This window comes from Frankia sp. CcI49 (assembly GCF_001983215.1).
Taxonomy (GTDB): domain Bacteria; phylum Actinomycetota; class Actinomycetes; order Frankiales; family Frankiaceae; genus Parafrankia; species Parafrankia irregularis.
In genome coordinates this window covers 40,149-51,995 of record NZ_MOWP01000010.1, presented here as the reverse complement: position 1 = coordinate 51,995, position 11,847 = coordinate 40,149, and the positions used below count along the sequence as shown (strand labels likewise).

Sequence of the window (11,847 nt, the reverse complement as noted above, 5' to 3'; positions counted from 1 at the left end):
GCTGATCCGTTACCGGCCGCTGATCCGTTACCGGCCGCTGATCCGTTACCGGCCGCTGATCCGTTACCGGCCGCTGATCCGTTACCGGCCGCTGAGCCCTGACGGGGTGTTGACCCGTTATGGGCTGTTGAGCCGTTACAGGCTGTTGAGCCGTTACGGGCTGTTGACCGGTGTGCGCACCGAAAAGCGAAGACGTCTGGTCAGCGGCCATTTCACGACTCACCGACCGGGCGGCTTTCGCGTGGTCACCGACCTGCGCTTCCCGCCGTGGCACCCCCATGTGACACCCCCGGACAGGGGGTGCGAGAGTTTACTGAAGAAGCTGTTACCGGTAGCAAGTGGGCAATATCGGAGATAGGGGTAGTCGTGACTGACCGCGACGACGCCAGGTGGGGCGCCAGCCGGGGAGCACCGAGCTGGGCGCCGTCCAACGTCGACCTGAAGACCGACGTACCGCACTCGGCGCGGGTCTACGACTACATTCTCGGCGGTAAGGACAACTTCCCGGCCGACCGCGCGGCGGGCGACCAGACCGAGAAAATGATGCCGGGCCTGTCTCGATCCATGYGGGCGAACCGGAACTTCATGGCCCGGATGGCCCAACTCGTGGCCACGGAGCACGGCATCCGGCAGTTCCTCGACATCGGCACCGGGCTCCCGACGACGCCGRACCTGCACGAGGTCGTCCAGAAGGTCGCCCCCGAGTCACGGGTCCTCTACGTCGACAACGACCCCATCGTCCTGGTGCACGCCCGGGCCCTGCTCACCAGCACCCCCGACGGCCGCACCGCCTACCTCGACGCCGACTTCACGGACCCGGAAACCATCCTGAAGTCCGAGCAGCTCGCCTCCACCCTCGATCTCAGCCAGCCCGTCGCGCTCAGCCTGATCGCGCTCGTGCAGTTCATCCCGGACGAGACGCTCATCCAGCACGTCATCGACACGCTCGTGGCACCGCTGGCCCCCGGCAGCATCCTCGCGCTCTCGACGGCCACCGGCGACTACGCGCCCGAAGCGGTGGAGCGCGGGGTCGCCGCGTACCGCGGCAACGGCATCCCGATGACCGCGCGGGACAAGGCCACGGTCGAAGGCTTCTTCCGCGGGCTGGAGATCCTCGACCCGGGCGTCGTCCTCGTCCACCGCTGGCACCCCGACGCCGACGCCGCCGGGTACAGCGACAACGAGGTGTTCATGTACGGCGCGATCGCCCGTAAGCTCTAGCGGCGTGAAGGTCGGCTTCATCGGCCTCGGCAGCATGGGGCTGCCGATGGCACAGCGGCTTCGGTCCGCCGGGCACGAGCTCACCCTCTACGCCCGCCGGCCGGCGTCGCTCGAACCGTTCACCGGGCCGGACGTCACCGTCGCCGCGACGCCGGCACTGCTGGGTGCGCGGGTCGAGGCGGTCGGGATCTGCGTGTTCGACGCGGCCGGCGTCGAGGAGGTCCTGTTCGGCCCGGACGGGATCGCCGCGACCGCGGCGCCGGGAACCGTCGTGCTCGTGCACAGCACCGTGTCACCGGCGCAGATCCGGGCCATCGCCGAACGGGCCGCGGGGCACGGCCTGCGCGTCCTGGACGCCCCGGTCAGTGGTGGCGCGCCACGCGCCCTCACCGGGGAGCTCACAGTCATGATCGGCGGTGACGCCGCGGCGCTCGCCGACGTCACCGGACTGCTGGCCGCGTTCTCGAACCAGGTCGTGCACCTGGGTGACGTCGGCGCCGCCTCACAGGCGAAACTCATCAACAACACCCTGCTCGCCGCGCAGATCGTGCTCGCCGACGAGGCGATGACGGCCGGGCGGTCACTCGGCCTGGACCTCGAGGGCCTCGCAACGGTCCTGCTGACGAGCAGCTCGTCCGGTGTGGGCTCCGGGGTACGCCTGCGCGCCGGCTCGCTGGCCGCCGTCRCCGACTCCCCCGCCGGCCCGACCCTCGCCAAGGACGTCACCCTGATGGCCGAGGTGCTCGCGTCCGCCCCAGGCCGCGATCTCGTCGAGGTGGCCCAGCGTCTCGTCACCGCGATCCGCGGTCACCGCGATCCGAAGTAACCGTGATCCGCAGTAACCGCGACGGCGGTGGCGACGGCGAACCGGCGCCCTGACCGCCGGCAGGATTTGATCAGCCGATCACCGCCGGGGCGAGCGCGGCGGTGGCCAGCCGGGTCGGGCTGCCGGTGCCGTCGGCGGGGACGGTCCACAGGTCGGAGCCGTAGTCTCCGGCGAGGGCGTAGGCGACGGTGTGGTCGTCGAGCCATACCGCCTGGTCGTCGACGCTGCGCTGTTCGGCGAGCGGCGTCTCGCGCATGGTCCGCAGGTCGAGGACGTACTCGTGCCACGGCGCGTCGGTGGGGGCGTCCGGTATGCGCTTCTTGAAGGCGAGCCGGGTGCCGTCCGGGGAGAGCGACGGGCATTCGAGGTTCTCCCGCAGCGTCGTCACCGTCTTCGCCTGGACGTCTCCCCGCACAAGATAGGTCTTTCCGCCGGTGCCGAGGGTCGCGTAGAAATGGCTGTCGTCAGCGAACGTGACGCCCCAGAAGTTGACGTCGACATTGCGGTACGGCGCGCCATCCTTGATCACCTGGTATTCCTCCAGGGACTGGACCAGCGTCCAGGTGCGGGTGTCGAGGATCGAGGTGCGGGTGGAGAAGGTTCCGCCGGCGTACGAGTCACCGCTGACGAAGACCGTCCAGGCCATCATGCGGCCGCTGGCCGAGACCCGGGCTCGGGTCGGGATGCCGGTGAGCGCGAAGTGGCGCCGTTCGTGCAGATCCGCGTCCAGGACCACGGCGCGGTAGGTGTCCTGCAGCACACCCGACGCCTGCTGCAGGCAGATGCCACCACCGCCGGCGGCGTAGAACCGCAGGCAGCGCACGCCGGACGCGGTCCGCGCGCCGGCGGGCTGCGCGGCCGGCACAGATACCAGCTCGTCGCGGTGCGGCCCCCACAGCATGTTCCGGAACACCAGGCGCTGTTGCTGGCCCTGCTGCCGGTCCTCGTCCTGCTGGCCCTGCTGTTGCCGGTCCTGTTGCTGTTGCGGCGCGTCGTCCGCCACACTCAGGGTGACCCGCCCTGCGGTCACCGGCGGACCGCCGTCCTGCTGGTGGTCCCGCTGGTCAGCTCGGGCGGATGCACGTACCACCGAGCCCACGGCGACCCCGCCGAGCGCGAGGATCGCGACGAACAGCAGCGCCAGCCGGCCACGTGTGCTCATCTTGCCGGTAGTCCCTTCGTTGTCGCTTCGGGGCTCGTTGTCGCTTCGGGGCGCAGGAGGGCGCTCAGTGCGACGCAGCCCGTGAGGGCGATCGCGGCGGCGGCGAGCGGTTCGGTCGCCCCAGGCCGTCCAGGCGGCGCCGAACAGCAGGGAGCAGGCGAAACGGGTCACGGCCTGCCCGGTCTGGACCAGCGCCAGGCCGCTGGAGCGCAGCGATGCCGGAACCGAGACCGCCGCGGCGGCCATGAGCACCCCGTCGGTGGCCGCGTAGAAGGCACCGTGCAGCAGGAGCACCACGATCGGCAGCCAGTCGCCGTGCACCGGGGACAGCAGCAGCCCGTAGGCCACCAGAAGGCCACCGTGGCCGGCGAGGAACACCCGCCAGCTGCCGAAGCGGTCGGCTGCCTGCCCGATCGGAATTGCCAGCAGCAGGAAGGCCGTCGCTGTCCCGATCGGCAACAGGGGGAACCACTCGTCGGGGACGCCGAGGGCGTGCTGCAGCAGCAGATACAGAAACGAATCGCTGACCGTCGCCAGGCCGAGCAGCGCGGCGCAGCTCGTCAACCGGCGCAGCTCACGGACGCGCAGCAGCCCGAGCGCGGCGCGGGTGGAGACGTTGTCGGCTTCGGCCGCTTCGGCGGCTTCGGCCGCTTCGGCGGCTTCGGCCGCTTCGGCGGCTTCGGCGGCTTCGGCGGCTTGGGGAACCTGCTCTGTGGGGGCCGGGCCGCGGTCACGGCTCGGCGCGAAAAGCAGCAGGATCACGACGCCAGTCGTGGCGACGCAGAAGCTGACCGTGAACACCGCGTCGAATCCGTCGACGGTCGTGCGCATGATGAAGAACGCGATGATCGGGCCGATCAGTGCGCCGGCCGTGTCCATCGCACGGTGCACGCCGAACGACCGGCCCTGGGTACCGGCCGGCGAGGCAAGGGAGATCATCGCGTCGCGAGGTGCTGTCCGCAGCCCCTTGCCGGTCCGGTCCACCGCGAGCACCAGGCCGATGGACGTCATGGTGTGCACCGCGAGCAGGGCCGGCTTGCACAGCGCGGACAGGCCGTAGCCGACCGCCGCGGTCGCCTTGTACCGCCGGCCGCGGTCGGCGAGGTGGCCGCCGACCAGCCGGACCACGGCGCTGACTCCGTTGTAGAGGCCGTCGAGCAGGCCGAACCCGAGCGGCGAGAGGCCGAGCTCCGTCACCAGGTACAGCGGCAGGACGGCAGTGACCATCTCCGCCGAGATGTCGGTGACCAGGCTGACGGTTCCCAGGACGAGGACCGTGCCCGGCACCACCCGCGCGAGCGAGACACGGGCCAGGCGACGTCCACGGCCATGCTCACGGTGATGCTCATGGCTGGTGGAGGCCTGCCGGCCCGGGTCGGAACCCGGGCCGGCAGGTTTCGTGACGCTGCGCGCGTCCGCGAGATACACGGTCGCCTAGCTCCAGATGCCGGTGATGTCCGAGGCGCTCGCGGCACTGCCCGCGTGCGTCGTCAGACCGGCCAGGTCCTCCAGGGTGCGCAGCATGTTGTAGTGGTTGTAGGTGGTGGACGAGGAGCTGCCCGCGGTGACGTGCTGGCCGTATATCACGGTCGGGATGCGGTTGCCGCTGAGCAGGTTGTCCTCGTCGAAGGTGACGATGAGCAGGCTGTTGTTGGTGCTGGCCCAGGTGGCGTAGGCGCCGAGGTTGTTCTGCACCCAGGTGTCACCGGTGGAAACCGAGCAGTCGTGCATGTCGTTGCAGAGGTTCGGCACGACGAACGAGACCTTCGGCAGGTTCGCGTAGTTCGTCGGGAACGAGGTGAAGGGATAGGCGGTGCTGGTCGGGACGTTGCTGAACCCGAACCACGGGTTGTGCTTGCGGGCGTACTTCGTCGAGCTGTTCGTGCAGACCGTCGAACCGGTGGACGGCAGGCCCTCGTTGTAGCTGGCCCAGGTCTTGCCGGCGGCGATCAGCTCGGAGCCGAGGTTCGCCGCGCTGCTGAACCCGGCGGTGTAGCAGCTGTCACCGGTGATGCCCTGCGTGCCACCGGAGAACAGGGCCATGTAGTTGGGCTGGCTGGGGTGGGTGATTCCGTAGGACGCGGTCAGGTTCGCGCCGCCGGTCTTCAGCGAGTTGATGTACGGGGCGCTGGAGCTGCCGATGACCTGGGAGTAGGCGTGGTTCTCCAGCACCACGACAACCACGTGATCGGGCGTGGGCAGCGACGCCGCGCGGGCGGGCGCGGCACGCCACACGCCGAACGACGCGGCCAGGGCCACGACGACGGCGAGCACAGCCCACACCAGGCGCGGGTGCCTGATTCCAGCAGGTACGGACACTGGCGGACCTCCGGGAGTAATCCGGGAGGAAGCAGCGATCTGCTTCCAAGGAGAGCCAGGTTAGGGAGATCGTCCGGTGCGGTCAGTAGGCAAATGGCGACGTGCCGGCAAATACATTCCGTCGATTTCACCCGCGGCCAGGGCAAGGTGACACGCGGGCGAATATTCGACGCCACTTCCGCCATCTGCCGGCGCTGACCAGAGGTCACTCTGTACTGTCGCGGGAATTGCAGGAGCTTCTACACCCGTGTGGAAGGAATTCTAGCACATGTTTCCGGCCGGGACCTCTGCCTCAAGCCCGGGCCCGGGCCCGGGCCCGGGCGGATTTTCGATGATCATCGGATGTTCGGGCCGAGGTCGGCCCGAACAGTTGAGGATTTTGTCGCCCTCGAGCCTGCAGCAGAATCATCTTTCCCCCCACACGAAAGCAGCGGCAGCGAAGAGTGCAGAATTCTTGTGGTTCTGGAGGCCGTAGCAGAATCCTGAGACGCGGCGAATCCGGGCCACCAGCATGCGCTTCCAACAATTCACCTCAAGAGCGACAAAAGGGGCGCTGCGGCGCCTGGCGACCCGCAAGAAAGAAGGATTTTGGTCGTTGGGACGACCAAAATCGTTCACTCTTGCGACTCACCAAACCGGGCTACCGGGGTACCGGGGTACCGGGCGCACGGTGGGCCGGCCGCGTTCGTGGAATGCGAACTGCCCCGCCCACCGAATGGAGATCCTGATCGGCGCTAATCCGCGACAGCGAGACAGGCCGCATCGGCTGGCCACGCGCGGCGGAGGAAAAATCGTGGTCGGCCGGTCGCCGGACCGTAGGGGAACCCTGACGGGTGCTTTTCCGGCCCGCAGCCAGAAAAGTGACAGAGGCGTCTGAAACCAGAATCGTTCCCATCTGTTGGATAAATGACGGACCTGCCGCGATCGGCCATCGGCCGCCCACGGCGGCCGATGGGCGACCCGCGGTGCGACGTCGCTGGCCGGGCAGGTTGCCCGACTCGCCGGCGAGACCCCAACGACCCCCGTGGCCAGCGACTCAAGGGCCCACCAGCGGCGTTCTCGGCTCGCTGGGCGGGCAGAATTCCACCCCCACGGGGGCTCGGCGAGGTTCGCGGAATCGGCGACTAAAGAGCTCTTCGTGGCTCTTCCTATAGCAGCCCTTCGACGGCTTGCAAAACCTACGAAGGTGTGGATGTCAAGAGACCCGAAAGAGGAGAGACGCGAAGCCCTTTAGTTTCGTGAATGGAACAGTCACGCACGCGTCGAAAGCTGACCAGTGCTGTCAGAAACCCAGAGAATCAATCAGGTACACAGCCCGCGGCTCGCGGCTCGCGGCTCGCGGCTCGCGGCTCGCGGCTCGCGGCTCGCGGCTCGCGGCTCGCGGCTCCGAGCAACGATCGCGGCTGCTGCCGCTTCCGGGCAAGCGCGATTGTCGACGGGCTCCCCCGCGTCTGGAGTCCTCAACGCCTGTCCGACAGCAGCCCCGAAATTGATCCGGATCCAAGTCATATGTCGGCGTGGGTGACCGGCCGGTCGGTGTCTCGCGGTGCGCCATCCGACTTCCCGCCGGCAGACTGCCCGTCATCGGGACGACCGGCAGCGGAACGACCATCGGCAGAACGACCATCAGCGGGCTGGACGTCAGCGGAACGACCATCAGCGGGCTGGGTGTTCTCGGCCAGGTGGGCCACGGCCCGCGGCATGAGCACGAACACGGCGATACCGGCGGCGAAGGCCACGATCGCCGCGATCAGGTAGACATCGCCGAGCGAGGTCGGCACGGCGGCCCGGATGGCGCTCAGCGCGGCCGGGGGGACGTCCCGGGCGGCCTGCCCCTGGCCGATCGCGGCGGCCACCGTGTCCGGGTTGGCGACGTGCCCGCTCAGCTGGTCGCGGATGCCGTTGTGGAACAGCAGCCCGAACACGGCGATACCGAGTGCGAAGCCCAGCTGGCGGAAGGTGTTCAGCGCGCCCGCGGCCATCCCGCCGCGCTGCGGGGGCACCGCCGACATCGCCGCCGCGCTGAGCGCCGGAATGGCCAGGCCCACGCCGATACCGGTGACGAGCAGGCCGAGCTGGAGGCTGCCGCTGTCGGAACCGGCGTCCAGGCGGCTCAGCGCCACCGAACCGGCGCCGACCAGCAGCATGCCGACGCCGATGGTCAGGCGGGGCGATGCCGCGTGCAGGAAGCGACCGCCGAGCCCGGCGACGACGAACGCGGCCAACGCCATCGGCAGCATCGCGAGGCCGGCCCGGACCGGCCCGTGGCCGAGCACCGCCTGCAGCCAGACGGAGGTGAAGGTCAGCACGGAGAACGCGGCGGCGGACAGGGTGAGGCCGGCGATGAGCGCGGCGACGAAGCCGCCGCGGCGGAACAGTCCAAGCTCCAGCAGCGGGTGCGGGATGCGGGACTCGACCACGAGGAAGAGCACGAGCGCGACGGCGCTCAGCGCGAACAGTCCCAGCGTGCCGGCGGAGCCCCAGCCGTGCTCACCGGCGCGGATCAGGCCGTAGACGAGGGCCGCGGCGCTGACCGTGAACGTGACGGTTCCGGCCAGGTCGACCCGCGGGCCGTCCGGCCGGCGGAACTCGCCGACGACGGCCAGGGTGAGGGCCGCGGCGGCGACGCTGACCGGCAGGTTGACCAGGAAGATCGCCCGCCAGCTCACGTGCTCGGTCAGCAGGCCGCCGAGCACCGGCCCGATGGCCGCGGCCGCCCCGTTCACCGCGCCCCAGATCCCGAACGCCACACCGAGGTCACGGCCGCGGTAGGTGCTGGCGATCAGCGCCATGGTCGTGGCGAACATCGCGGCGCCGCCGATGCCCTGCACACCGCGGGCGACGACGAGCGTCCCCGCTCCCGGTGCGAGCCCGCAGGCGAGCGACGCGACCGCGAACAGGATCAGGCCACCGAGATAGACCCTGCGCTGGCCGCGCAGGTCGGCGATCGCGCCGGCGCCGAGGAGCAGCGCGGCCAGGGCGAGGGCGTAGACGTCCATCACCCACTGCAGGTCGGAGAACGAGGCGTCGAGGCTGGTGGCGATGTCGGGCAGCGCCACCGTGACGATCGTGATGTCGACGAGCAGCATGAACGTGCCGAGGCAGATCGCCACCAGCGGCAGCCATTTACGCATGGCTCTCCTGTCATCGTCGCGGCTCACCGTCGCGACTCGTCGTTGCGGCGCCGGGGATGACCGGCGGTCGGTCCACGATCCGGCAGGGGGCACACCACTCGACCCGACGACCTCTGGATTCGCTGGATCTCGACATCGCAGTAGCCTTCAGCGGTGACATCCGCAATCTTCGACGAGCTCGATCGCCAGATCGTGCAGGCACTGCAGATCGACGGGCGGGCACCCTTCAGCCGGGTGGGCGCGGCGCTGGGCGTCGCCGACCAGACCGTCGCCCGGCGCTACCGGCGGATGGTCGCCGCGGGTGCGCTGCGGGTCTTCGGCGTACCCAACACCCACCAGTTCGGGCACGGCCACTGGATGATCCGGCTACGCTCCGTCCCGGACGCGGCCCGGGCGGTCGCGGACGCGCTGGCCCGCAGATCCGACACGTCCTGGGTGCACCTGCTCTCCGCCGGCACCGAGATCTCCTGCAACATCCGGTCCTGGACGGCCGAGGAGCACAACGCGCTGCTGTTGCACAAACTGCCGCGCACCGCGCAGGTCCAGTCGATCACCGCCCAGCAGGTGATCCACTACTTCGCGGGCGCGATGGCCGGCTATGCCGGCGGCMGCGAGTGGGTGCGCCTGGGGGTCCTGAGCGACCAGCAGGTCGCGCTGCTCGTCGCCGCGACGAACGAGCCCGCCGAAACCGGCGGCTCCGTGCTCGAACCGGAGGACCGTGAGCTCATCACGGCCCTCGCCCTCGACGGCCGTCGTTCCCACGCGGAGCTCGCGACCGCGCTGCGCCGCTCGGAGTCGTCGGTTCGGCGCCGGCTGGAGACGCTGCGCGCGCTCGGCGCCCTGTACTTCGACGTGGACGTCTCCTTCGACATCATCGGGCCACACGTGGCGGCCCGGATGTGGCTGTCCGTCGCACCTGCGGACCTGATCTCCGTCGGGACGGCGATGGCCAGCCATCCGGAGATCGTCTTCGCCGCCGCGACGACCGGGCCCACCAACCTCGTGGCGGTGGCCGTATGCGAGGACGGCGCCGACCTGTTCCGCTACCTCACCCAGCGCATCGGCGCACTGCCCACCGTTCGCGACGTGGAGACCGCCCCGGTCGTCCGCACCGTCAAACGCGAGGTGATGCTCGTCCCCGAGTAGAACGGCGGGTGGATGTCACCTGCGGTCCGTCGGCAGCACGCGGATGTCGGCAGCACGCGGATGTCGGCAGTACGCGGATGTCGGCAGTACGCGGATGTCGGCAGCACGCGGATGTCGGCGTGCGGATGTCAGCGTGCGGCGAGGGCGGACATGACGTCCGGAAGGTTCGGGCCGGTGTTCGTCAGCGCGAGGACGGGCGTGGTCACACCATGCTCGACGTAGCGCCGCAGGCGGGCCCGGCACTGCTCGACCGTCCCGTGCACGATCAGATCGTCCACCACCTCGTCCGGGATCGCGGTCAGCGCGGCGCGGCGGTCACCGGCCTCCCACGCCTGCCACATGCCGGCGAGCGCCTGCTCGCGGCCCAGCCAGACGTGGAACTGCCGGTACACCGGCACCGTGAGATACGCCGCGATCAACGGCCGCAGCCGGGCCCGGGCCTGCGCCGGGTCACCGTCGTGCACGTGGACGAAGATCCGGGCGACCACCTCGGCGTCCGGGCGATGCTTGTGCACGTGTGGCAGGACGGTGTCGCAGTCCTGCGGCGAGAGCCAGTTGAGGATGACCCCGTCCGCCTCGCGGCCGGCGAGCTCCAGCATCCGCGGGCGCAGCGCCGCCACCATGATCTTCGGCGGTGCCGGCGGAGTGATCCCGAGCCGGAACCCGCGGATCGTGAACGACGGGAACTCCTCGTCGACCTTCTCGCCGGCGAAGGCGGCGCGCAGGAACCGGACGGTGTCCAGAACCCGCTGGTACGGCTTCGTGAAGGGGATGGAGTTCCAGTTCGACACGATCACGTTGGAGGAGGTGCCGAGGCCCAGCACGAACCGGCCGGGTGCGGCCGCGGCGAGCGTCGCGGCGGTCTGGGCCAGCAGTGCCGGGCCGCGGGTGTAGACCGGCAGGATCGCGCTGCCCAGGCGTAGGCGCGGTTCGGCGGCGGCCAGCGCCAGCGGGATGATGCCGTCCCCCGCTGTCGCCTCCGACGACCAGACATCGGTGTAGCCGGCGTCGGCGAGCCGGGTGCACAGCGCCGGCAGGTCCGGCAGCGGGCTGTCCGGCAGCGGGATCGTCATCCCCCATCGCTCGGTCACGACCGGGGCCGCTCCGCCGTCGGGAAGGTCACCTGCCTGCATGCTCCGCTCCTAGCCACGCCTCGCGCCCAGGGCGGGGCCCCGTGCCCCTGTGCCGCCGGTGCCACCGCCGCGTCGGGACATACTCGCATCGCGCGGGCCCCCCGTCACGTGACCGGCCTACCCGCATCCTGATTTCCGGGTATCCGGCAACCGCACTTCCGCCTGTACGCGGAAAGCATCGCAGCCTAGCCTTCATCCGAGCCGGAACGGATTACCGTGCTGACCGGCCGCAAAGTCCCCATGGCCGCCCGGCCACGGGATGTTCTCAGTCGGCGCGGGCGCCCGCGAAACTACTCCCGGCGTCTCGCTCCGCAGGCGAAAGGGGATTCACATGACGGCGGTCCACACATTCCTGCAGCGCTCCACCGGCCGCGCTGTCCTCATCGCCGCCCTCGCGGCCGGCATTGCCGGCGGAGCGCTGTCCGCGTCGCACCCGGGCTGGTTCGACGGCGCGACCTCCGACGCCGGACTCGTGCGGATCGGGATTGGCAACGGCGGCACGCTCAAGACCGGCCCGATCATCATCCGGCCCGCTGACTGACCCACGCACCCGACGACACACGCTCTTCGAGAGAGGAATTGAAATGGCGACTGCCCACACGTTCCTGCAGCGTTCCGCCGGCCGCGCGATCCTGGTCGCGGCCCTGGCCGCCGGTCTGGCCGGCGGTGCGCTCTCGGTGTCCCACACCAGCTGGTTCAGCGGCGCGACCTCCGACGCCGGTGTGATTCCGATCGGCGGCGGCGTCGGTGGCCCGATCAAGGGCGGCCCGATCGTGATCGTCCTCAAATAGGCGCACCGCATCCCGCGGTGACGGGCGGGCATGCCGAAGAACTGAGCCTTTTCCATCGTCGGTTCCGGCCTGCGGTTTACAGCGCTCGACAAACGTGAGGCGGAAAAGGCTCGCT

General features: G+C 70.0%; 10 protein-coding genes and 1 pseudogene. 6 read left to right on the top strand and 5 right to left on the bottom strand.

Annotated features, from left to right (window positions below):
* From CcI49_RS42945 to CcI49_RS10490, 3 genes are all read left to right on the top strand, one after another.
* A partial coding sequence (locus CcI49_RS42945) for a hypothetical protein (protein WP_206745180.1) occupies positions 1-358 on the top strand: 358 nt, incomplete at its 5' end.
* An 8-nt stretch (positions 359-366) separates the two neighbouring features.
* Entirely contained in the window at positions 367-1,221 is an 855-nt protein-coding gene (locus CcI49_RS10495; RefSeq protein ID WP_076826029.1) for an SAM-dependent methyltransferase, read from the top strand.
* 4 nt (positions 1,222-1,225) lie between these two features.
* Positions 1,226-2,047: an NAD(P)-dependent oxidoreductase gene (locus CcI49_RS10490; RefSeq protein ID WP_076826027.1), complete on the top strand. Its 822-nt coding sequence runs from the start codon at positions 1,226-1,228 to the stop codon at positions 2,045-2,047.
* A 70-nt stretch (positions 2,048-2,117) separates the two neighbouring features.
* Here the strand turns inward: CcI49_RS10490 and CcI49_RS44420 are convergent, their stop codons facing one another.
* The 4 genes and pseudogenes from CcI49_RS44420 to CcI49_RS10465 form a co-directional block, all read right to left on the bottom strand.
* Positions 2,118-3,209: a PD40 domain-containing protein gene (locus CcI49_RS44420; RefSeq protein WP_054570942.1), complete on the bottom strand. Its 1,092-nt coding sequence runs from the start codon at positions 3,207-3,209 to the stop codon at positions 2,118-2,120.
* Positions 3,206-4,523, bottom strand: a pseudogene (locus tag CcI49_RS44415) (MFS transporter). Before CcI49_RS44415 ends, CcI49_RS44420 begins: the two are co-directional and overlap by 4 nt.
* 120 nt (positions 4,524-4,643) lie before the next feature.
* Entirely contained in the window at positions 4,644-5,468 is an 825-nt protein-coding gene (locus CcI49_RS10475) for an alkaline phosphatase family protein (RefSeq protein WP_347280113.1), read from the bottom strand.
* Positions 5,469-7,033: 1,565 nt separating this feature from the next.
* The gene (locus tag CcI49_RS10465; protein WP_076826022.1) at positions 7,034-8,662 is read right to left on the bottom strand and encodes an MFS transporter; all 1,629 of its coding nucleotides are present in this window, start codon (positions 8,660-8,662) and stop codon (positions 7,034-7,036) included.
* A gap of 153 nt (positions 8,663-8,815) precedes the next feature.
* On the opposite strand from CcI49_RS10465, the gene CcI49_RS10460 reads away from it, so the two are divergent.
* Positions 8,816-9,808 (top strand): AsnC family transcriptional regulator, encoded by a 993-nt coding sequence (locus CcI49_RS10460; protein ID WP_076826019.1) that lies wholly within the window; start codon positions 8,816-8,818, stop codon positions 9,806-9,808.
* Between the two features lie 128 nt (positions 9,809-9,936).
* Here the strand turns inward: CcI49_RS10460 and CcI49_RS10455 are convergent, their stop codons facing one another.
* Positions 9,937-10,941 carry an LLM class F420-dependent oxidoreductase gene (locus tag CcI49_RS10455; protein WP_198955494.1) on the bottom strand — a complete coding sequence of 335 codons (1,005 nt, stop codon included), beginning with the start codon at positions 10,939-10,941 and terminating at the stop codon, positions 9,937-9,939.
* A gap of 331 nt (positions 10,942-11,272) precedes the next feature.
* On the opposite strand from CcI49_RS10455, the gene CcI49_RS10450 reads away from it, so the two are divergent.
* Positions 11,273-11,482: a hypothetical protein gene (locus CcI49_RS10450; RefSeq protein ID WP_054570937.1), complete on the top strand. Its 210-nt coding sequence runs from the start codon at positions 11,273-11,275 to the stop codon at positions 11,480-11,482.
* Positions 11,483-11,525: 43 nt separating this feature from the next.
* Complete coding sequence (locus CcI49_RS10445) at positions 11,526-11,732, top strand: hypothetical protein (protein WP_054570936.1); 207 nt, start codon at positions 11,526-11,528, stop codon at positions 11,730-11,732.
* The last annotated feature ends 115 nt before the right edge of the window (positions 11,733-11,847 follow it).

Coding starts and splice junctions, on each gene's coding strand:
- CcI49_RS44420 (WP_054570942.1), bottom strand. CDS start 3,209: ATGAGCACACGTGGCCGGCTGGCGCTGCTGTTCGTCGCGATCCTCGCG.
- CcI49_RS10465 (WP_076826022.1), bottom strand. CDS start 8,662: ATGCGTAAATGGCTGCCGCTGGTGGCGATCTGCCTCGGCACGTTCATG.
- CcI49_RS10455 (WP_198955494.1), bottom strand. CDS start 10,941: ATGCAGGCAGGTGACCTTCCCGACGGCGGAGCGGCCCCGGTCGTGACC.
- CcI49_RS10445 (WP_054570936.1), top strand. CDS start 11,526: ATGGCGACTGCCCACACGTTCCTGCAGCGTTCCGCCGGCCGCGCGATC.
- CcI49_RS10450 (WP_054570937.1), top strand. CDS start 11,273: ATGACGGCGGTCCACACATTCCTGCAGCGCTCCACCGGCCGCGCTGTC.